The organism is Marinobacter halodurans (genome assembly GCF_004327985.1).
In the GTDB taxonomy this organism is placed as follows: Bacteria; Pseudomonadota; Gammaproteobacteria; order Pseudomonadales; family Oleiphilaceae; genus Marinobacter_A; species Marinobacter_A halodurans.
Genome location: NZ_SJDL01000010.1, coordinates 79,441 through 99,612, shown reverse-complemented (window position 1 = coordinate 99,612; position 20,172 = coordinate 79,441). Strand labels below are relative to the sequence as shown.

The window sequence follows — 20,172 nt, the reverse complement described above, 5'->3', positions numbered from 1 at the left end:
GAATTTAACTTTCCGCTGAATTATTTCTCGTTAATAAAGCCCTCTTATCGGCCTTTCCGGCGCATTTCATACCTCCGGGAAGAAGCATTGAGCCACGTTTTTACGTTAGAATCCGATCAAAGTTTCTGACAAGGACGCTTTATGTTAGCCGTCATTCTCTCCGGCGGGTCGGGCACCCGTTTGTGGCCTCTATCCCGCGAGGCCTATCCAAAACAGTTCCTGCCCGTTGTCTCTGAAGAGTCGCTGTTGGCCGAAACCATAACCCGAGGTCTGGGCTGTGCGCCGTCGGCCCGGGTCATGGCGATTACCAACGAAGACCATCGATTCGTGGTGGCGGCTCACCTGCACGAATTGGCCGATAAGAAAACCGATGGGATTATCCTGGAGCCGGTTGGCCGCAACACGGCACCGGCCATCGCGCTGGCGGCATTGGCGGCTGCGGAAAGCGACCCGGAGGAGTTGCTGCTGATCATGCCGTCGGATCACGTCCTGCGTAACCAGGAGGCTTTCGCCGAGGCTGTCTCGGTGGGCGCCAGGGCGGCTGAGAACGGCAAGCTGGTGACCTTTGGCGTGGTGCCGGCGTCTCCCCACACCGGTTATGGCTACATCAGGGCCGGTGACATGGCTGAGGGCTTTGCCCCGGTTGAAGCCTTCGTGGAGAAGCCGGATGAGGCCACCGCCCAGTCCTATCTCGACCAGGGCGGCTATTACTGGAACAGCGGTATGTTCCTGTTCCGGGCGGACCGCTATCTGGAGGAACTGGGCAAGCACAACCCGCAGATGCTGGAAGCCTGCCGCGCGGCCTTTGCCGGCAAGCAGTCCGATATGGACTTCGTGCGTGTGGATCGGGAGGCCTTCGAGGCGTGCCCGGATGACTCCATTGATTATGCCGTCATGGAAAAGACCCAGGATGCGGTTGTCGTGCCCCTGGATGCTGGCTGGAGCGATGTCGGCTCCTGGTCCGCCCTGTGGGAGATCCAGCCGCGGGATAAAGACGGCAACGTCTGCCGGGGCGATGTGATCACCGAGGATGTGACGGGGTCCTACATCCACTCCGAAGGCCGTCTGATTGCGGCATTGGGGATCAGCGACCATGTCATCGTCGAGACCGATGACGTGGTCCTGGTGGCGGACCGTAACCGGGTGCAGGACGTGAAGAAGCTGGTTGCCCAGGTCAAGGCCCAGGGCAGGGCGGAGCACCGCTTCCACAAGAAGGTCCACCGGCCCTGGGGAACCTACGAAGGCATCGCCATGGGTGAGCGCTTCCAGGTCAAGCGCATCACCGTCAATCCGGGGGCGTCACTCTCCCTGCAGAAGCATCACCATCGTGCCGAGCATTGGGTGGTGGTCAGTGGAACCGCGAACGTGGTGCGTGGCGATGAGGAGATCCTGCTGACGGAAGACCAGTCCACCTACATTCCGGTGGGCCACCGCCACCGCCTGACCAATCCGGGGGTGATTCCCCTGGAGTTGATCGAAGTCCAGACCGGGAGTTATCTCGGTGAGGACGATATTGTACGGTTCGCCGATACCTATAACCGGGTCTGACCCGTATTCGCAGCCGGGGTACAGGCGTTAGCCGGTTGCGCGAATTATTATTCCGTCAAACAGGTCAAAGGAGGACCTTATGTCACAAGGGCCAGGGAGCCGGCCATCTGCACATCGCTCGTCGTCCCGCCGCGGCTTGGGGCGCGCATCCCATCTCACCCTTGCGTCGGTTTCGCCGGATTGGCACACCTTTGCCGATTCGCTGGCCGTCTCGCTGATGCGATCGCCAAGAGGCATCCTCTGGTTGCAGGGGGATGCGGGTTCAGGAAAGACCGAACTGTTGCGGGCCAACATTCCCCGCTGGCCGTTTTCGTCGGTCTGGATGGACCTGCGCCGGGCAACCGAGGTGATGGCCAGTGCTGAGCCGGCGGTGCCCGCTGATGGGAACGGCAACATCCCCCGAACGGTACTCATTCTGGACGACATGCCCCCGGCCGACCTGCTCTGCCTGATGCAGGACCCTCTTCACCCGGCCAGTGAACTGCTGCTGTCTCACCCGGGCCCTGTGCTGCTCGTCAGCCGCACTCAAGGCCAGATGGATCTCCAGGCTCTGACCGCACGGACCGGCCGATCCGTGGACGTCATGGCGGTGCCTCCGTCAGGCATCGAACAAAGGCTGGGGATACTGAGAAGCGAGCAATCGTGCATCGAACGGGAATGGCAGGTGGAGATTGCGCCCTGTGCGCTACAGCGCGCCGCCCGTGGCCTGTCACCGGACTGGCCGGAAACGCCGGGCGGATCGGTTCGCTGGCTGACAGCGGCGGCCGCCCGTGTGACCCTGGAGGCCGAGCAGGGGGATCCCGCGCTGCGGGCGGTTGAGGCGCGCATCGACGATCTCAATCGTGCGCTGTTGTTGGCCCAGGCCCGAAATGGAGACGTTGAGGCTCTCGAGCGGGATCTGCATCTGGCCGAGATTGAGCGGGCGGCTTATGCGGTCGATTGGCACGAGCGTGAACGACGCGGCGAGCTCCGGAAGGTGCAGGCCGGCGATATCGATAGAGAAATCCGGGCGGCCCGGTGCTCAGCATGGAGCGACAGTGTGCCGGAGGTTCTGGGCCGGAAACCGTATCCCTGTTCGGAGGCAATTGCCGAAGACGGCTAGGTGCGGCATTATGGCCGGATTTGGGCCCTGGGCAGTTTGTATCGAGATGCCGACTTGGGGCCGTAATCCGAAGGTTTGATGTCCTCTATGAACGATCTGGAAATCTACGTGCGTGAACAGGACCCGGCGCGACTGCAAAGCTGGCTGGATCAATCCCTCGACCGTCTGGAGCTGGCGCCGATCGGTCACGCCGGTGTCCACAAGGGGAAGGGGTATTACCGGGACTTTCCGGTTCGTGTGTCACTCTACCCCGGCGCTTTCTCGAAGCACTTCACCAGTGTGGTTCTGGAAGGCGACGAATTGCCCTGGCGCACGGATCTGGACTGCGCCCGCCATGCCTGGCGCTTTCTGGATGTGGAAGTGCGATGCAGCCCGGGGGACTGGCAGGAAGGCGACCCGGTCCAGGACGAGAAGTGGTGGCGTCTCGATCACCGGGGCGAACAGAAAGTGAGCTGGAACTGATTCCGGGGGAGTCGATGGGAATCCCGAAGTGCCTCGGGACTCCCATCCAGGGCGGACGGTGTGGATCAGTCCTCTAGGATGCTGACGTTATCCGCCTGCAGACCTTTATCGGCCTGGACCACATTGAAACGCACCAGTTGGCCCTGACGCAGTACGCGGCGACCACGACCGCGAATGGCGCGGAAGTGGACAAAGACCTCATCGCCGCTCTCACGGACGATAAAACCGAAGCCTTTCTTCACGTTGAACCATTTTACGGTGCCTTCCTCATTGCCTTCCGGACCGAAATCATCTTCCAGGCCATCGCTGGCGGGACGGTCATCCTGGCTGCCGGCAGTGGCCTTGGCCTGACTCAGCGCGACGGCGAGGAAGCCGGCAATGCCGAAAATGACGACGGCCATCACGTAGGCGGTAATACCTTGCGCGCTACCCAACACGAAGGCGGGGTTGTTGGCGACATCACGGGTACCCGATTGCGACAGGATCTGGAAAAGCTCCGGTGTAAAGGTGACCAGGAAAAAGGCCAGGACGAACGGAGCGGGAATAGCGATCAGCAGGGCAACCAGGATCGCTTTCTGTGGATTACGCATTGGACGACTTATTCTCCCATCAATCGATCAATCAAAAACATAAGGGCGCCTGATTCACGTAAAATAGGGCTTCAGGCGTAACAAACTGCAGATGTGCGGACGATCAGGGCAGCCATTGTGGCGGGTCACTCCATCTGCAAGCGCAGCATCATAACAGATCAGTCTGTAGACGACCCACCCCAGAGCAGGAGTTCCGTCACATGAATTGGGAAGAACTGGAAGTCCGAATGGTCGAACTGGAAACCCGCGTGGCCTTCCAGGACGACCTGATTGCCACGCTGAGCGACCAATTGTCGCGCCAGGAGAGGGATATGCGTGAACTTTGGGAGGCCAAGCGACTGCTCAAGAAACAGCTGGAAGCGGTGTCGCCCTCCAACATCAAGCGGGAAGAGGAAGAAGCGCCGCCACCGCATTACTGAGGTTAAGCGGGGTTTTAAGGGCACCTATCGGCGCCTCAGAAGCTAAAGCATCTGCTACATACTCGAGTTGGCTGGCCAATGTAGCCGACGCTTCAGAGGGTGTTGCAAAAGCGTCGCGAGCGATAGCCAAACAAGGCGAAAATCAACGAAAGAGCGCAGTTTACGGGTTGTAAATGAGCATCTTGATCGGACTCGCGCACGAGGCGATTTTCAACGCCGTATGGCTGAGCGCAGTAGCTTTTACAACACCCTCTAAAGCATCTGCTACATACTCGAGTTGGCTGGCCAATGTAGCCGACGCTTCAGCTTCGGAGCAGCCCGCAGGGCTGTCCATAACACTCGCAAGCGCCTTTATTTCGCCAACAACCGCACCAGAATCTCTTCATAGATTGCCGACAACGTATCGAGATCCTCGGCCTTCACGCACTCATCGATCTTATGGATGGTTGCGTTGACGGGGCCCAGCTCGACAACCTGTGCACCAGTGGGTGCGATAAAGCGGCCATCGGACGTGCCGCCGGACGTCGACAGCTCCGTGGGCTCACCGGTCACGGCCTGGATCGCCTGACTGGCTGCATCCACCAGCGAGCCGCGGTCGGTCAGGAATGGCTGGCCGCTCAGGTGCCATTGCAGGTCGTATTTCAGACCGTGGCTGTCCAGGATCTCGGCCACGCGCTGTTGCAGGCTGTCTGCTGTATTTTCTGTGCAGTAGCGGAAATTGAAGTGAACGGTCAGCTCGCCAGGAATCACATTGCTGCCGGTACCGGCCTCGACCTTGGTGATCTGGAAGGTGGTAGCCGGGAAGAATTCATTGCCGTCGTCCCACTGCGTCCGGGCCAGTGCGTCCAGGGCCGGGGCTGCCGTGTGAACCGGGTTCTCCGCCAGGTGGGGGTAGGCCACATGGCCCTGGATGCCGTGTACGGTCAGGTAGCCGTGCAATGAGCCCCGCCGCCCGTTCTTGATGATATCCCCGACACGATGCGTGCTGGACGGTTCGCCGATCAGGCACCAATCCATCTTCTCGTTGCGGGCTTCCAGGGCGTCGACCACTTTGACCGTGCCGTCATGGGCCGGGCCTTCCTCGTCGCTGGTAATCAGCAACGCGATCGATCCCTTGTGATCCGGATGCTTCGCCACAAAGCGCTCGCAGGCCGTGACAAACGCGGCCAGGCTGCCCTTCATATCCGCGGCGCCCCGCCCATAGAGGTAGCCGTCCCGGATCGCCGGTTCGAAGGGCGGCTGGGACCAGTTCTTTTCCGGACCGGTCGGCACCACATCGGTATGACCGGCGAAAGCCAGCACGGGCCCTTCGGTTCCCCGGCGAGCCCAGAGGTTCTGGACCTCGCCAAAGTTCATGGCCTCACCCTCGAAGCCCAGTGGGGAAAGGCGTTGCATCATCAGCGCCTGGCAATCCGCGTCATCGGGCGTGACAGATCGGCGGCGAATCAGTTCGATGGCGAGCTCAAGGGTGGGGGATAGGGACATGCGGGTCTCTTGGGTTGGTTGGGTCTGCGGGTTAAATGGCCTGGCCGAATCTCTGGTTTAGGAAGTGGATTCGTCCACGAGACCATTGCATCAACGGACGGTGTTTCGGCGCCCCTGCGGGCCGCTCCGAAGCTAAAGCATCGGCTACATTTTGCGTTTAACTCGGGGATGTAGCAGATGCTTTAGCTTCTGAGGCACCAAAGGTGCCCCAGTCGCATCACCGCACCGAATACAGTGCAAACAATTAGTTATTGGCGTGCAACGCCTCGTTCAGTTCGATCGCGGTCTTGTTGGTCTTGCACTCCACCGCACCGTTCTGGGAGTTGCGGCGGAACAGCAGGTCCGGCTTGCCGGCCAGGTCCCGCGCCTTGACCGTCTGAACCACCTCGTTCTTGTCGTCCAGCACGGCAACCTTGGTGCCGGCGGTGATGTAAAGGCCGGCTTCGACGGTGGTGCGGTCGCCCAGCGGGATGCCGATACCGGCATTGGCGCCGATCAAGCAGTTCTCGCCGACGGAGATGATGATATTGCCGCCGCCGGACAGGGTGCCCATGGTGGAGCAGCCGCCGCCCAGGTCCGAGCCCTTACCGACCATGACGCCGGCCGAGATACGGCCTTCGATCATGCTGGTGCCCTCGGTGCCGGCGTTGAAGTTGATGAAGCCCTCGTGCATGACCGTGGTGCCTTCTCCCACATAAGCGCCCAGGCGGACACGGGCGGTATCGGCGATACGTACGCCGCGCGGTACGACGTAATCGGTCATCTGCGGGAACTTGTCGACGGATTTCACCTCCAGCAGGCGATCTTCCGTACGGGCGTCCATCTGGCGGTCGGCCAGTTCATCCAGATCGATCGCGCCTTCGTTGGTCCAGGCCACGTTGGGCAGCAGGCCGAAGATGCCTTCGAGCTTGAGGCCGTGGGGTTTTACCAGACGATGGGAGATCAGGTGCAGCTTGAGGTAGACCTCCGGGGTGCTGGAGGCGGTGTCGTCGGTATCCAGCAGGGTCACGACAGCCGGACGCTTGCTGCCGGCCGCCTTTTCGGCCAGGCGGGCCTGATCGTCAATGCCGGCGCCACGCAGCGCTTCGGCAAACCGGGTCAGCTGCCCGGCATCGGCTTCGATCGCCTGGTTGCCGCCCTGGTAGCCCAGCGTGTTGGATGCGATTTCCCGGATGGTTGCCTCCGGCATGTACAGGGGCTTCTGGTAGAAGGTTTCCAGCCATTCGCCCTTGCTGTTCTGGGTGCCGATGCCGATGCCGAATGCGAAACTCATGGGGGTCGTGCTCCTTGATCAGTAAACGGTGACGTCGGGCGCCGTCATGACGCCCCGGATTATGCTGGCAGGTCTGAGGTCGAGCCTCAGCCGATGATTCGTGCCCATTCGTCGGCGTTGAAGCCAACGTGTACCTGGTCGCCCAGTTCCACCACGGGACGCTTGATGATGGACGGATTGTCCATCATGACCGCCATGGCGGAATCGCGCCCTATGTTATCACGAACGTCGTCCGGCAGTTTGCGCCAGGTGGTGCCGCGGCGGTTGAGCAGCGTCTCCCAGCCCACCTGCTTTTCCCAGGCGGCCAGACGGTTCCCGTCGACACCTTCTTTCTTGAAGTCGTGGAAGGTGTAGGTCTTGCCGGCGCCGTCCAGCCATTTGAGGGCTTTCTTGATGGTGTCGCAGTTCTTGATGCCGTAGATCTCCATGGATGTTACTGCTCCTGAATAAACGTGCGGATGCGTTCAGCGGCCTCGATGCATTCGGCCAGGGGGGCGACCAGGGCCATGCGGACCCGGTTCTCGCCCGGGTTGCGACCGTCCACCTCGCGGGACAGGTAACGGCCCGGCAGCACGTGGACATTCTGCTGGGCCGCGAGGTCACGGGCAAAGATGTCGTCGGCGATCGGTGTTTCCGGCCACAGGTAGAAGCCGGCATCCGGGGCGGAAACGCGCATGACCTCGGACAGGATGGGTACCACCGCATCGAACTTTTCGCGATAGGCCGCCCGGTTTTCCCGCACATGGTCCTCGTCCTGCCAGGCGGCAATGCTGGCCAGTTGGTGCTGGATCGACATGGAGGAGCCGTGGTAGGTGCGGTAGCGCAGGTACTCCTTGAGCACGCGGGCATCGCCGGCCACGAAGCCCGAGCGCAGACCCGGCAGGTTGCTGCGTTTGGACAGGCTGTGGAAGACGATGCAGCGGGCGTAGTCGTCGCGACCGATGGCCGCACAGGTCTGCAGCAGGCCTTCCGGCGGGTTGTTTTCGTCCGGATAGAGTTCGGAATAGCACTCGTCGGAGGCGATCAGGAAATCATGCCGGTCAGCCAGCTCGATCAGGCGCTTGAGGGTGTCCCGCGGGATGACGCTGCCGCTGGGGTTGCCCGGCGAGCACAGGTACAGGATCTGGCAGCGGTCCCAGACTTCGCTGGTGACCGCCTCGAAGTCCGGTATGAAATGCTGGTCCGCTTCGCACGGGAGGAAATGAGGTTCCGCACCGGCGAGGAAGGCCGCGCCCTCGTAGATCTGGTAGAAGGGATTGGGCATCACGACCTTGGCGCCCGGTATCGGGTTCACCACAGCCTGGGCTAGCGAGAAGATGGCCTCGCGGGTACCGTTGACCGGGATGGTGTGATCGGCCGCGGTGAGCGTTCCCGGGGCCAGTTCGAACCGCCCGGTGGCCCAGTCGGCAATGGCCTGGCGCAGCTCGTCCGTGCCCTTGGTGGTCGGGTAGTTTGCCAGGCGGTCCAGGTTGTCCCGCAGCACGTCCTTCACGAAAGCCGGTGAAGCGTGCTTGGGTTCACCAATGCCCAGGGCAATCGGTGACAGTGAGGCGGGCGGCTGGATGCCGGCCTTGAGTTGGGCCAGCTTCTCAAAAGGATAGGGATGGAGACGGTCGAGATTCGGATTCATGATCGGTTCTCTGGGAAAATTTAGACGCCCACGTTCTCGTCGAGCTGGCGGCACAGGTCATCCTGCAACGCCTGGCAGACGGCCGGATCACTGAGCGGCGCACCATGGGCGTCGGTGACGAAGAACACGTCCTCGACCCGCTCGCCCAGCGTGGCGATCTTGGCATTGGTCAGCCGCACGTTGTTTTCCAGCAGGATGCTGCCGATGCGGGCCAGCAGACCCGGACGGTCCGGCGTAATCACCTCCATCACTGTCCGCTGGTTCACCGTGTCATTGGAGAAGGTGACCTGGGTCGGGAAGGAGAAATGCTTGAGCTGTCGTGGGGTGCGCCGGTGGATGATATCCGGATAATCCTCCGGGTCGTCCAGTTCCTCGATCAGGCGCTGGCGCACCCGCTCCTTGCGCGCCTGGTCCTTGCCCAGGGGTTGCCCCTGTTCGTCCAGGACCACGTAGGCGCTGATGGAGTAGGGGCCGTCGCTGCTGCTGATGCGGGCGTCGACGATGTTCAGGTTGAGTTGCTCGAGGACCGCGGTGGTGGCTGCAAACAGCGCTGCCCGGTCCTTCATGTAGATGACGATCTGGGAGAAGCCGTCCGTGGGGCCGCCCCGGGTATCGCGGATCATCACCAGCGGGTCCGGATTGTTGCCGTGGCGGATGATCGCCGCGGTCTGCCAGGCGATATCGACGGTCGAATCCTGCAGGAAGTAATCCTCGTCCATGACGTCCCAGATGGCGTCGATCTGCTCGTTGGAAATGTTTTGGGCCAGCAGGATCTCCCGGGCCTCGGATTGGGTCGCCTGGATCCACTCGTTGCGATCCACCGGCGTCTCGGAGCCCCGTCGCAGCGCCCGCTTGGCCTCGATGTAGAGCTGGCGCAGCAGCGACGCGCGCCAAGTGTTCCAGAGTTTCGGATTGGTGGCGCTGATGTCACAGACGGTCAGCACGTAAAGGTAGTCCAGGTGCACCTGGCTGGGTACCGCCCGGGCAAAGGCGTGGATGATGTCCGGATCGGAAATGTCCTTGCGCTGGGCCGTCATCGACATCAGCAGGTGGTTTTCCACGAGCCAGGCGATCAGTTGGGTGTCCCGCTGGCTCAGGTGGTGGCGCTCGCAGAAATCGATGGCCTCCTCGGCGCCCAGTTCCGAATGGTCGCCGCCACGGCCCTTGGCGATGTCGTGGTAGAGGCCGGCAATGTACAGGTTTTCCCGTTTGGGCAGGCGGTGAACGAGTCGGGAGGCCAGCGGGAAGCTGGACAGGGCCTCGTCGCTGCTCATCTGGACCATATTGCGGATCACCCGCAGGGTGTGGGCATCCACGGTGAAGATGTGGAACAGGTCGTACTGCATCTGCCCGATAATGGCGCCGAACTCCGGCAGGTAGCGGCCCAGGACATTGTACTTCTTCATGAAGGACAGGGTCTGGTCCAGGGCGTGCGGTGTCCGCAGCAATTCCATGAACAAGGTGGTCACCGCCAGGTCGGAGCGGAAGGCGTCATCGATCAGGTGGCGGTGGGCCCGCAGCGAGCGGATGGTCGTGGCACGGATACCGCGAATGTCCGGGTTCTGGGCCATCAGGATGAAAATCTCCATCAGCGCGTAGGGCGCGTAGGCGAAGACCTGGTTGTTGATGGCTTCGATATAGCCGTTGCGGATCTGGAAGCGCTTGTTAATCGGGCGGATATCGTCGTCACCGTCCGAGCCCAGGATCGCCTCGTCATAATATTGCAGGATCACGTCCGTCAGCTCCGCCAGGGCCAGGACCGTGCGGTAGTACTCCTGCATCATGATTTCCACGCCCAGGCGCTTGCCCTTGTCCTGGTAGCCCAGCATCTCGGCTAGGGCCCGCTGGTGATCGAACAGCAGGCGGTTCTCGTTGCGGTCCGCGATCAGTTGCAGGCCATAGCGCAGGCGCCAGAGGAAGTTCTCGCCACCGAGGATGATCTGGTATTCCTCTTCCGTCAGGATACTGAAGCGGGTCAGGTCGGCGATGGACTCCAGTCCGAAATGGCGTTTGGTGATCCAGCCGATGGTCTGGATGTCGCGCAGCCCCCCGGGTGAGCCCTTGATGTTGGGTTCGAGGTTGTATTCGGTATCGCCATACTTCTCGTGGCGACGCCGCTGTTCCTCCCGTTTGGCGATGAAATAGGCGCGGTCGGCGCTGACATCGTCCGAGTAGACCTGTTCGGAAAGTGTTGCCCGAAGACGATCCGGGCCAGCGATGGTCCGGGTTTCCAGCAGGTTGGTCAGGATGGTGACGTCTTCCCGCGACGCTGCCTTGCTCTCCTCGATACTGCGCACACTATGGCCGATATCCAGGCGCAGGTCCCAGAGCAGGGTAATGAAGCTGGTCAGGTCTTCCTGCCACTCCTGGCGAACCTGCTCCCGGGTCAGGATGAGGAGGTCAATGTCGGAATGCGGGTGCAGCTCGCCCCGGCCGTAGCCGCCGACCGCAACGAGGGCGATGTCCTCCGATGTCGCAAATTCGTAACGATTCCAGAGCAGGCTGAGGATGCGATCGACCGCCAGGGCGCGGGCCATGACCAGCTCGCGGACATCGGCGCCGTTGCGAAATGCTTCGGCGTGGGCCTCGAAAGTGGCCTTCAGGGCTTGCCGCGCCGGCCCGATCGGCGAGGGAGCCTCGGCGATCTGGGTTTCCAGGCTGGCTGTATCAGGGACGTCGGCTGTCGCCATGGTAGTCGTGGCCTCGGCGGCTGGTGGCAGGCCGGACGGCCCGGCCTGAGACACTATAGGGCAGGATCAGGATGCTCCGCTGGCCTTAAAACGACTCTTCCGAGCGTTTTGTCAGGACCTCGTGACCATCGGCCGTCACCAGGATGGTGTGCTCCCACTGGGCCGACAGCTTGTGGTCCTTGGTGACCACGGTCCAGCCGTCCGGCAGCAGTTTGCAGTGGTACTTGCCCTGGTTGATCATCGGTTCAATGGTGAACGTCATCCCTTCATGCAACTCGAACCCGGTGCCCGGACGACCATAATGCATGACCTGCGGCTCCTCGTGGAAGACGCGGCCAATGCCGTGCCCGCAGTAGTCGCGCACCACGGAATAGCGATTCTTCTCGGCGTGCTGCTGGATGACGTGGCCGATATCGCCCAGCCGTGTGCCCGGGCGAACCAGCTCTATCCCTTTATAGAGGCATTCCTGGGTAATGCGAACCAGGCGCTCTGCTGCAATCTTGCGTTCGCCCACGAAGAACATCTTGCTGGTGTCGCCGTGATACTCGTCCTTAATGACCGTGACGTCGATGTTGAGGGTGTCACCGCTCTTGAGGACTTTCTTCTCGCTGGGGATGCCGTGGCAGACGACGTGATTGACGGAGGTGCAGATCGACTTCGGAAAGCCCTTGTAGTTCAGGGGGGCCGGGATGGCCTTCTGGACATTGACGATATAGTCGTGGCAAATGCGATCCAGTTCTTCGGTGGTGACTCCGGGCTGAACGTGCTCGCCAATCATCTCAAGGACCTCGGCGGCCAGGCGGCCGGCTACACGCATCTTTTCGATTTCCTCAGGGGTCTTGATCGATACCTGCATCAGTAAGGCTTTCCTTCACACGGATTAAGCGCCCATTTTAGGGAGGTGCCACGGATGGTACAAGGCAAGGCTCTCTAATTAGGCCATATGCCACCTCTATATAAGGTGGCGTCTAAGGCGTTGATCTTCGGTAAGTGCGTAGCGTGGTAATGAAAAACAAGTGGCGTTTTCGGGCTCTGGTATGGTATAAACGCGCCCGCTGAAGCCATTGTCCGAACGGCTGTTCAGGCGGTGACCAGCAAAAACACACATGTGTCGACACGTTGACCCAGGGTGCTCGTCAGGAACCGGTCCTGCGGGTTGGGCAATTGGACACATGGAGGACTAACCCAAAGTTTGAAAGGTATTTACCATGGCACAAGTCAATATGCGTGACCTGCTCAAGGCAGGTGCCCATTTCGGTCACCAGACCCGCTACTGGAACCCGAAAATGTCGAAGTACATCTTCGGCGCCCGCAACAAGATTCATATCATCAACCTGGAACAGACCGTTCCGGCGATGGATGGCGCCCTGAGCTTCATCCGTCAGTTGGCCGAGAACAAGAACAAGATCCTGTTCGTCGGCACCAAGCGCGCCGCCGCCAAGATCATCAAGGAAGAAGCGCAGCGCGCTAACCAGCCATACGTCAACCATCGCTGGCTGGGCGGTATGCTGACCAACTACAAGACCATCCGTCAGTCCATCCGCCGCTACCGTGACCTGGAGACCCAGAGCCAGGACGGCACCTTCGACAAGCTGACCAAGAAGGAAGCGCTGGAGCGCACCCGTGAGATGGACAAGCTCGAGCGCAGCATCGGCGGTATCAAGGATATGGGCGGCCTGCCGGACGCGCTGTTCGTGATTGACGTTGACCATGAGCGCATTGCCATCAAGGAAGCCAACAAGCTGGGTATCCCGGTTATCGGCGTCGTTGATACCAACAGTGACCCGGACGGCGTCGACTACGTGATCCCGGGTAACGACGATGCGATCCGTGCGATCCAGATCTACGTGAAAGCCGTTGCTGACACCTGCATCGAAGCAAGCCAGGGTGGTGCCGGTGCTGACGAGTTCGTTGAAGTCAGCGAAGAAGACGCACCGGCTGCTGAATAAGGCGGTGTGCAACCGGCTGATTCGGATTCAGCGATGAAAAAGGGGGGCTGAGTCCCCCTTTTTTGTGACGGTTGCCGGTGCTCGCATTGACAGGGGTGCCCGCCGGTGAGGCGTGCCGCCTGGAGAATCATAGAGGTGGCGCCCGGATACGGGCGCCATTGACCGGATATTGAAACGAGAGGATTGAACATGGCTGCTATTACCGCTGCAATGGTCAAAGAGCTGCGTGAGCGCACAGGCCTGGGCATGATGGAGTGCAAGAAGGCACTGGTCGAGGCTGAAGGCAGTGTCGAGAATGCCATCGAAGAGCTGCGCAAGTCTTCCGGCCTCAAGGCCGCCAAGAAGGCCGGTCGTACCGCGGCTGAAGGGGTTGCCGTGCTGAGCGTCGCCGCCGACAACAAGAGCGCCACCCTGCTGGAAGTCAACTCCGAGACGGACTTCGTGGCCCGTGACGACAACTTCATGACCTTCGCCAACGACGTTCTGGAAGCGGCCGTCAAGTCAGGCGAGGTCGATGTTGCCAAGCTGATGGAAGGCGAACTCGAAGGCAAGCGTGAAGCGCTGGTCCAGAAAATCGGCGAGAACATCACCGTTCGTCGCGTCCTGAAGATCGAGGGCGACGTGGTGGATGGCTATGTCCACAGCAACAACAAGATCGCATCCGTTGTTGCGCTGACCGGCGGCAATGCCGAGACGGCCCGTGATATCGCCATGCACGTGGCTGCCGTCAACCCGCGCGTTGGCAAGCCGGAAGACATGCCGCAGGATGAAGTCGAGAAAGAGAAAGGCATCATCCGCGCCCAGCCGGACATGGAAGGCAAGCCGGAAGAAATCGTCGAGAAGATGATGACCGGCCGCATCAACAAGTTCCTCAAGGAAAACAGCCTGGTGGAGCAGCCTTTCGTGAAGAACCCGGACCAGACCGTCAAGGCGCTGCTGAAAGAGCAGGGTGCTGAGCTGGTCGGTTTCATCCGCCTGGAAGTGGGTGAAGGCATCGAGAAGGAAGAAGTGGATTTCGCTGCCGAGGTGGCTGCCGCGGCAGGTACCGGCAAGGCCTGATCCCGCTTCTGCAAGCCGCGTCGCGCGCCGTTCCGGCGGCGCCGCCGCGGGTTGCATCCGGAACGGTCTGACGTCGGGCCGTTCCGGATGCAGCCCTGACCCTGACAACGTCTGCGACGGCGAGCTTCGGCGGCGACAGGCGTTGTCTGCCGTCAAGTCATCGTTCACGCCATTAGGGGAATCCTCGCCATGCCGAAACACTCGCAGTCCCAGCCCAAATACAAACGCGTCCTTCTCAAGCTCAGCGGCGAAGCCCTGATGGGGGAGCAGGATTTCGGCATTGACCCCAAGGTCCTTGATCGCATGGCGCTGGAGATCGGCGCACTGATCGGTATTGGTGTCCAGGTGGGGCTGGTCATTGGCGGGGGCAACCTGTTCCGGGGTGCCGCGCTCAACGCAGCGGGCATGGATCGGGTGACCGGCGACCATATGGGCATGCTGGCGACCATGATGAACGGCCTGGCGATGCGGGACGCGTTGGAGCGCTCCAACATCCGTACGCGGGTTATGTCCGCCATTCCGATGAGTGGTATTGTCGAGCATTACGACCGTCGCCGGGCCGTGCGCGACCTGAAAGACGGCGACGTGGTGATTTTCTGTGCCGGTACCGGGAACCCCTTCTTCACGACGGATTCGGCGGCGTGTCTGCGGGGCATCGAGATCGATGCCGACGTCGTTCTCAAGGCGACCAAGGTCGACGGCGTTTACTCCGCCGATCCGGTCAAGGATCCCTCGGCTGAGAAATACGAAAGCCTGACCTATGATGAAGTGCTCGACAAAAAGCTCGGCGTCATGGATCTCACTGCCATTTGCCTGTGCCGCGACCAGGGTATGCCGGTTCGCGTGTTCAACATGAACAAGTCCGGCGCGCTGACCCGTATCGTGGTGGGCGAGGCAGAAGGTACACTGATTGAATAAGGCTCGACCGAGCCTGAATACGCATTTTCCGGGCAACGGACTGAATTGAGGAATTCAAAGTGATCAACGAAATCAAGTCAGACGCCGAAAAGCGCATGAAGAAGAGTCTGGACGCGCTGCACTCGGCCTTCAACAAGATCCGCACCGGCCGCGCGCATCCGGCCATCCTGGACAGCGTCACGGTCAACTACTATGGCCAGGAAACTCCGCTGAAACAGGTGGCTGCGGTCAACGTTGAAGATTCCCGTACGCTGGCGGTTGCCCCGTGGGAGAAGAACATGGTCCCGGCCATTGAAAAGGCCATCATGATGTCTGACCTGGGTCTGAACCCGGCCAGCAATGGCGATATTATCCGCGTGCCCATGCCGATGCTGACCGAGGAAAGCCGCCGCGAGCTGGTCAAACAGGCCAAGGCGGACGCCGAGCATGGTCGCGTCTCCATCCGTAACGCACGGCGTGACGCGAATAACGACCTGAAAGAACTGCTCAAGGAAAAGGACATCACCGAAGACGAAGAGCGCAAGGGCGAAGAAGAGGTCCAGAAGCTGACCGATCGCTACATCGCTGAAGTCGAAAAGATGCTCAAGAGCAAGGAAGACGACCTCATGGAGGTCTGATTCCTGTTCTGGAACTTACCGGGGGCGGCCGGGGATAATAGTCCCGGCGCCCCCGTGACGTATCAGGGGAAGGCATGACGGAAAGTCTATCCGCCAACATACCGGTGACGGCGGCCTCAACGCCGCGGCATGTGGCCATCATCATGGATGGCAACAATCGCTGGGCGAAGCTGCGCCGGCTGGCGGGAGTCGCGGGTCACAAGGCCGGCGTTAACGCAGTACGCTCGACGGTCGAGACCTGCGCCCAGAATGGGGTCGAGGTGCTGACGCTGTTTGCATTCAGCAGTGAGAACTGGCGACGACCCAAGGATGAAGTGTCGGCGTTGATGCGCCTGTTTCTGATGGCTCTGGAGCGCGAAGTCCGCAAGCTGCATCGCAATAACATCCGCTTGCGTATTATCGGAGATCGCTCCGCTTTCAATGACAAGCTACAGGCGCACATGGCCCGGGCGGAAGAGTTGACAGCCGGTAACACGCGTATGACGCTGGTGATCGCCGCCAACTACGGCGGGCACTGGGACATTACCCAGGCGGCACAGTCGCTGGCGCGGGACGTCCAGAATGGTCTCTTGCAACCGGGCGACATCACCGACGAGCATTTGCAAAAGCGGCTGTGCATTGGTGATCTGCCCATGCCGGACCTGCTGATCCGTACCGCCGGAGAGCAGCGCATCAGCAATTTCCTGCTGTGGCACCTTGCGTACACCGAATTCCACTTTTCCAACGTGTTCTGGCCCGATTTTGACGAGCGGGAGATGCTCGCGGCACTGGAAGCCTACGCCGGCCGCAAGCGTCGTTTTGGTCAGACGGACGATCAACTGGAGAAGGCCGCCGCGACTGGCTCCGAATCCAAATAAATAACAAGAGCGAGCCCTGTTGTGCTCAAAACACGTGTCATCACAGCCCTCATCCTGGCTCCGATCGCCATTGGATGTATTTTTTTCCTGCCGCCACTGGGTTTTGCCCTGTTTACCGGGATCATCATTTCCATCGGCGCCTGGGAGTGGGCCAACATGGCCGGCATGACGGCCGGCCCAGCCCGCATTGGCTATGCTCTCGCCACTGCACTGGTTCTTTTCCTGTTGTTGCAAAGCACGGCGCTGACCGTCCTGTTGCTGTCGGTAATCTGGTGGATCGTCGCCCTGTTACTGGTACGGGCCTATCCTGGCGGCAGTCAACGGTGGCAACCGGTTCCGGTCAGGGCGCTCATGGGCGGATTGGTGCTTGTCCCCGCGTGGGTCGGTCTGAACCAGTTGCGTTCCGGTGATTTCCATCTGGCCAACGCGGATAATAATCTACTGCTGTTGCTCTACGTCTTTTGCGTGGTTTGGGTGGCAGATATCGGCGCCTATTTTGCTGGTCGCGCTTTCGGCAATGCCAAGCTCGCACCGCGGGTCAGTCCCGGGAAGTCCTGGGCCGGCGTCTGGGGCGGGTTGGCCGCTGTAGCGACGCTGTCTCTGATCGTCAGTCTGGTGATCGGCTGCAGCGCCACCGAAACAGGGTTGCTGCTGGTCGTCAGCCTCATCACCGGGGCGGTTTCGGTGCTTGGGGATTTGCTTGAGAGCATGCTCAAGCGCTTCCGGGGGATCAAGGACAGCAGTCAGCTGCTGCCCGGACACGGTGGTATTATGGACCGCATTGACAGCCTGACCGCGGCCATCCCCGTCTTTGCCCTGTGTATTACCCTGCTGGGCTGGCTTCAGGTCAGTCCGATTGCATGAACCTGCTGGGGGCGCCATGCGTCACGTAACCGTCCTGGGTGCCACGGGCTCGATCGGCCTGAGCACGCTCGATGTCATTGCCCGTCATCCGGATCGTTTCCGTGTCTTTGCGCTGACGGCCTGTCGTCAGGTCGACAGTATGCTTGAGCTGTGTCGGCGCCACCGGCCCCGCTATGCCGTTATGGCCGATCCGGAGGCTGCTGCGCGGCTTCATCAGCAAGTGCCGGCGGCGTGGCAGGTGGAGGTTCTGTCCGGACCGGAAGGCCTGGTCGCCGTCGCCGAAGCCGATGACTGCGATACCGTCATGGCCGCCATCGTCGGTGCCGCCGGACTCGAGTCGACTCTGGCTGCGGTACGCGCCGGCAAGCGTGTGCTGCTGGCCAACAAGGAAGCGCTGGTCATGTCCGGCGCTCTGTTTATGGATGCCGTGGCTGAGAGCGGGGCGGAGTTGCTGCCGATCGACAGCGAACACAACGCAATTTTTCAGTGCCTGCCGTCGCACCAGGTGCGCAATTTCCCCGGAGCCGGTGTTCGGCGTGTATTGCTGACCGCTTCCGGCGGTCCGTTCCGCGAAACGCCGGCGGACGCACTGGTTGACGTCTCTCCCGAACAGGCCTGTGCCCATCCCAATTGGAGTATGGGGCAGAAGATTTCGGTGGATTCGGCCAGCCTGATGAACAAAGGGCTGGAGCTGATTGAAGCCTGCTGGCTGTTCAATACCCGGCCGTCACAGATTGAAGTGCATGTGCATCCGGAAAGCATCATCCACTCCATGGTGGAGTATGTGGATGGCTCGGTGCTGGCCCAGTTGGGCAGTCCTGACATGCGCACACCGATCGCTAATGGGCTGGGCTGGCCGGAGCGGATTGACGCCGGGGTCGCCCCGCTGGACCTGTTTGCCCTCGGGCGTTTTCATTTCGAGCGGCCGGACCTGCAGCGTTTCCCCTGTTTGCGCCTGGCGGCGGAGGCGTTTGAAAGTGGCGGCACCGCGCCAGCCGTCCTGAATGCGGCCAATGAAGAGGCGGTGGCTGCCTTCCTGCGTCGTGAGATCCGTTTTACCGATATTCCGGTCGTGATTGAATCGGTTCTGTCGTCGTTGCCGGCGGTTGCCGCGGACAGTTTTTCCGTTATCTTCGAAAAAGATCATGAATCCCGGGCGTTCGCTGCGGAACAGATTCGCAGGCGCGCGGTCTCAGTGTCTGGCCTCAAGTAAGGTCGGTCTCCTGGCTGGTGTCTTTCCCGAGGCGTCCGGCCGATATAAAGAGGCGTGTGACGACGGGCATCGTCACGGTCGGAGCCTGCCCCAGGCAGGTCGGCCTTAACCTGGTTTGAATCCGGAGCAACATGCAGTTTATTGAATCAGCGCTTGCGCTCATCGTGACCCTGGGCATCCTGGTCACCATCCACGAATACGGGCACTTCTGGGTGGCTCGCCGGTGTGGCGTGAAGGTTTTGCGGTTTTCTGTCGGCTTCGGCAAGCCCATGTTTTCCCGGTATGACCGGCACGGCACCGAGTTTGCGGTGGCCGCGATTCCGCTGGGCGGCTACGTCAAGATGCTGGATGAGCGGGAAGGGCCGGTGCCCGAAGATCAGCTCGACCAGGCCTTCACCCGGAAATCCCCCGGCAAGCGCATCGCCATTGCCGCCGCCGGTCCTGCCGCCAATTTCCTGTTTGCCATCTTCGCCTATTGGCTGTTGAGCGTCGTGGGTGTTACCACGGTCGCGCCGGTCGTTGGGGACGTCAAGCCGGGCAGTGTGGCTGAGCGCATGGGGCTGTCGCCCGGCATGGAAATCATCAGCGTCGACGGCGAGCCGGCAGCCAACTGGCGCGACATCGGCGCCTCGTTACTGGAACGTGCCGGCGAATATGGCCAGGTTCGCATGACCGTCCGGGAAGATGGCCGGACCAGCGAGCATTCGGCCGATCTCCAGGGCTGGCGGTTGGATCAGGATGAACCCAATCCGATCGACCTGTTTGGTATCGCGCCATACCGCCCGGATGTGCCAGCGGTGCTGGGCCAGGTTATGGAGGGTGGCCGCGCACAAGCGGCTGGTCTGAAGGCCGGCGATCATATCGAAGCGGTTAACGGTACACCGGTGGAGGATTGGTTCGCTCTGGTCAAGAAGATCCAGGCGTCGCCCGAGAAAACACTGACATTGACGCTGACGCGTGATGGGCAGGAGCGGCAGGTGGATGTCACGCCTGCAAGACACGAAACCGAGGACGGTCAGGTGATTGGCCTGGTCGGTGCCGGGGTCAAGCCGGTCGACTGGCCGGACGACATGATGCGGAATACCCGATACGGTGTCCTGGCAGCTATTCCGCATGCGGTGGGTGAAACCTGGGGGGACACCCGCCTGACTCTGATCGCCATCAAGAAAATGGTGACCGGGTTGCTGTCTTTGAATAATCTCAGCGGCCCCATTACCATTGCCCGCGTTGCCGAGCAAAGCGTGAGCTCCGGGTTCGAGGATTTCATCCAGTTCCTGGCGTATCTGAGCGTGAGCCTTGGCGTGCTGAACCTGTTGCCGGTTCCCGTTCTGGACGGCGGCCATATTCTCTTCTACAGCCTGGAGGCCATCCGGCGCAAACCGCTCTCCGAGCAGGTGCAGGCGGCCGGAGTGAGAATAGGGATGGCCATGATCCTGACATTGATGGTCTTTGCTCTTTACAACGACCTGATGCGGTTGTGAGAATCACGACCTTCC

The 20,172-nt window shown here is 61.0% G+C and carries 19 protein-coding genes; 12 read left to right on the top strand and 7 right to left on the bottom strand.

The features are described from left to right. The first annotated feature begins 141 nt into the window (after nt 1-141). From EZI54_RS08585 to EZI54_RS08575, 3 genes are all read left to right on the top strand, one after another. Nucleotides 142-1,548: a mannose-1-phosphate guanylyltransferase/mannose-6-phosphate isomerase gene (locus tag EZI54_RS08585; protein ID WP_131481001.1), complete on the top strand. Its 1,407-nt coding sequence runs from the start codon at nt 142-144 to the stop codon at nt 1,546-1,548. Nucleotides 1,549-1,765: 217 nt separating this feature from the next. Then, nucleotides 1,766-2,650, top strand: a complete 885-nt coding sequence (locus EZI54_RS08580) for a hypothetical protein (protein ID WP_165495721.1) — start codon at nt 1,766-1,768, stop codon at nt 2,648-2,650. An 87-nt stretch (nt 2,651-2,737) separates the two neighbouring features. After that, complete coding sequence (locus EZI54_RS08575) at nt 2,738-3,112, top strand: hypothetical protein (protein ID WP_131480997.1); 375 nt, start codon at nt 2,738-2,740, stop codon at nt 3,110-3,112. 65 nt (nt 3,113-3,177) lie between these two features. Here the strand turns inward: EZI54_RS08575 and EZI54_RS25275 are convergent, their stop codons facing one another. Beyond that, nucleotides 3,178-3,702: a cold-shock protein gene (locus tag EZI54_RS25275; RefSeq protein WP_131480995.1), complete on the bottom strand. Its 525-nt coding sequence runs from the start codon at nt 3,700-3,702 to the stop codon at nt 3,178-3,180. A gap of 200 nt (nt 3,703-3,902) precedes the next feature. Here EZI54_RS25275 and EZI54_RS08565 point away from each other — a divergent pair, with 200 nt between their 5' ends. After that, nucleotides 3,903-4,121 (top strand): SlyX family protein, encoded by a 219-nt coding sequence (locus EZI54_RS08565; protein WP_131480993.1) that lies wholly within the window; start codon nt 3,903-3,905, stop codon nt 4,119-4,121. 351 nt (nt 4,122-4,472) lie between these two features. Here the strand turns inward: EZI54_RS08565 and dapE are convergent, their stop codons facing one another. The 6 genes from dapE to map all read right to left on the bottom strand — a co-directional run bounded on the left by dapE (nt 4,473) and on the right by map (nt 12,055). Continuing rightward, complete coding sequence (gene dapE, locus EZI54_RS08560) at nt 4,473-5,606, bottom strand: succinyl-diaminopimelate desuccinylase (RefSeq protein WP_131480991.1); 1,134 nt, start codon at nt 5,604-5,606, stop codon at nt 4,473-4,475. Nucleotides 5,607-5,850: 244 nt separating this feature from the next. Beyond that, on the bottom strand, nt 5,851-6,879 hold the full coding sequence (gene dapD, locus EZI54_RS08555; protein ID WP_131480989.1) for a 2,3,4,5-tetrahydropyridine-2,6-dicarboxylate N-succinyltransferase: 1,029 nt from the start codon (nt 6,877-6,879) through the stop codon (nt 5,851-5,853). A gap of 86 nt (nt 6,880-6,965) precedes the next feature. Continuing rightward, nucleotides 6,966-7,307 (bottom strand): ArsC family reductase, encoded by a 342-nt coding sequence (locus EZI54_RS08550; protein WP_131480987.1) that lies wholly within the window; start codon nt 7,305-7,307, stop codon nt 6,966-6,968. 5 nt (nt 7,308-7,312) lie between these two features. Beyond that, nucleotides 7,313-8,509 (bottom strand): succinyldiaminopimelate transaminase, encoded by a 1,197-nt coding sequence (dapC, locus tag EZI54_RS08545; protein ID WP_131480985.1) that lies wholly within the window; start codon nt 8,507-8,509, stop codon nt 7,313-7,315. A gap of 20 nt (nt 8,510-8,529) precedes the next feature. Next, nucleotides 8,530-11,199, bottom strand: a complete 2,670-nt coding sequence (locus tag EZI54_RS08540) for a [protein-PII] uridylyltransferase (RefSeq protein ID WP_131480983.1) — start codon at nt 11,197-11,199, stop codon at nt 8,530-8,532. An 85-nt stretch (nt 11,200-11,284) separates the two neighbouring features. Continuing rightward, complete coding sequence (map, locus tag EZI54_RS08535; protein ID WP_131480981.1) at nt 11,285-12,055, bottom strand: type I methionyl aminopeptidase; 771 nt, start codon at nt 12,053-12,055, stop codon at nt 11,285-11,287. A 352-nt stretch (nt 12,056-12,407) separates the two neighbouring features. Here map and rpsB point away from each other — a divergent pair, with 352 nt between their 5' ends. From rpsB to rseP, 8 genes are all read left to right on the top strand, one after another. Continuing rightward, complete coding sequence (rpsB, locus tag EZI54_RS08530; protein ID WP_131480979.1) at nt 12,408-13,148, top strand: 30S ribosomal protein S2; 741 nt, start codon at nt 12,408-12,410, stop codon at nt 13,146-13,148. Nucleotides 13,149-13,337: 189 nt separating this feature from the next. Beyond that, entirely contained in the window at nt 13,338-14,207 is an 870-nt protein-coding gene (tsf, locus tag EZI54_RS08525; RefSeq protein WP_131480977.1) for a translation elongation factor Ts, read from the top strand. A gap of 189 nt (nt 14,208-14,396) precedes the next feature. Beyond that, nucleotides 14,397-15,125 carry a UMP kinase gene (gene pyrH, locus EZI54_RS08520; RefSeq protein WP_123634991.1) on the top strand — a complete coding sequence of 243 codons (729 nt, stop codon included), beginning with the start codon at nt 14,397-14,399 and terminating at the stop codon, nt 15,123-15,125. 59 nt (nt 15,126-15,184) lie between these two features. Then, nucleotides 15,185-15,742, top strand: coding sequence for a ribosome recycling factor (frr, locus tag EZI54_RS08515; protein ID WP_123634990.1), 558 nt, complete (start codon nt 15,185-15,187; stop codon nt 15,740-15,742). Nucleotides 15,743-15,816: 74 nt separating this feature from the next. Beyond that, nucleotides 15,817-16,599: a polyprenyl diphosphate synthase gene (uppS, locus tag EZI54_RS08510; RefSeq protein WP_131480975.1), complete on the top strand. Its 783-nt coding sequence runs from the start codon at nt 15,817-15,819 to the stop codon at nt 16,597-16,599. Nucleotides 16,600-16,620: 21 nt separating this feature from the next. After that, nucleotides 16,621-17,463: a phosphatidate cytidylyltransferase gene (locus EZI54_RS08505; protein WP_131480973.1), complete on the top strand. Its 843-nt coding sequence runs from the start codon at nt 16,621-16,623 to the stop codon at nt 17,461-17,463. A gap of 16 nt (nt 17,464-17,479) precedes the next feature. Continuing rightward, nucleotides 17,480-18,676, top strand: a complete 1,197-nt coding sequence (gene ispC / locus EZI54_RS08500) for a 1-deoxy-D-xylulose-5-phosphate reductoisomerase (RefSeq protein WP_131480971.1) — start codon at nt 17,480-17,482, stop codon at nt 18,674-18,676. 131 nt (nt 18,677-18,807) lie between these two features. Continuing rightward, on the top strand, nt 18,808-20,157 hold the full coding sequence (gene rseP / locus EZI54_RS08495; RefSeq protein WP_131480969.1) for an RIP metalloprotease RseP: 1,350 nt from the start codon (nt 18,808-18,810) through the stop codon (nt 20,155-20,157). Nucleotides 20,158-20,172 lie beyond the last annotated feature (15 nt).

Excerpts from the sequence above, each read along its gene's own strand:
- tsf (WP_131480977.1), top strand. The coding sequence starts at position 13,338 with ATGGCTGCTATTACCGCTGCAATGGTCAAAGAGCTGCGTGAGCGCACA.
- pyrH (WP_123634991.1), top strand. The coding sequence starts at position 14,397 with ATGCCGAAACACTCGCAGTCCCAGCCCAAATACAAACGCGTCCTTCTC.
- EZI54_RS08585 (WP_131481001.1), top strand. The coding sequence starts at position 142 with ATGTTAGCCGTCATTCTCTCCGGCGGGTCGGGCACCCGTTTGTGGCCT.
- ispC (WP_131480971.1), top strand. The coding sequence starts at position 17,480 with ATGCGTCACGTAACCGTCCTGGGTGCCACGGGCTCGATCGGCCTGAGC.
- EZI54_RS25275 (WP_131480995.1), bottom strand. The coding sequence starts at position 3,702 with ATGCGTAATCCACAGAAAGCGATCCTGGTTGCCCTGCTGATCGCTATT.
- map (WP_131480981.1), bottom strand. The coding sequence starts at position 12,055 with ATGCAGGTATCGATCAAGACCCCTGAGGAAATCGAAAAGATGCGTGTA.
- EZI54_RS08575 (WP_131480997.1), top strand. The coding sequence starts at position 2,738 with ATGAACGATCTGGAAATCTACGTGCGTGAACAGGACCCGGCGCGACTG.
- EZI54_RS08580 (WP_165495721.1), top strand. The coding sequence starts at position 1,766 with ATGCGATCGCCAAGAGGCATCCTCTGGTTGCAGGGGGATGCGGGTTCA.
- dapE (WP_131480991.1), bottom strand. The coding sequence starts at position 5,606 with ATGTCCCTATCCCCCACCCTTGAGCTCGCCATCGAACTGATTCGCCGC.
- uppS (WP_131480975.1), top strand. The coding sequence starts at position 15,817 with ATGACGGAAAGTCTATCCGCCAACATACCGGTGACGGCGGCCTCAACG.
- EZI54_RS08565 (WP_131480993.1), top strand. The coding sequence starts at position 3,903 with ATGAATTGGGAAGAACTGGAAGTCCGAATGGTCGAACTGGAAACCCGC.
- rseP (WP_131480969.1), top strand. The coding sequence starts at position 18,808 with ATGCAGTTTATTGAATCAGCGCTTGCGCTCATCGTGACCCTGGGCATC.
- EZI54_RS08550 (WP_131480987.1), bottom strand. The coding sequence starts at position 7,307 with ATGGAGATCTACGGCATCAAGAACTGCGACACCATCAAGAAAGCCCTC.
- dapD (WP_131480989.1), bottom strand. The coding sequence starts at position 6,879 with ATGAGTTTCGCATTCGGCATCGGCATCGGCACCCAGAACAGCAAGGGC.
- rpsB (WP_131480979.1), top strand. The coding sequence starts at position 12,408 with ATGGCACAAGTCAATATGCGTGACCTGCTCAAGGCAGGTGCCCATTTC.
- EZI54_RS08540 (WP_131480983.1), bottom strand. The coding sequence starts at position 11,199 with ATGGCGACAGCCGACGTCCCTGATACAGCCAGCCTGGAAACCCAGATC.
- dapC (WP_131480985.1), bottom strand. The coding sequence starts at position 8,509 with ATGAATCCGAATCTCGACCGTCTCCATCCCTATCCTTTTGAGAAGCTG.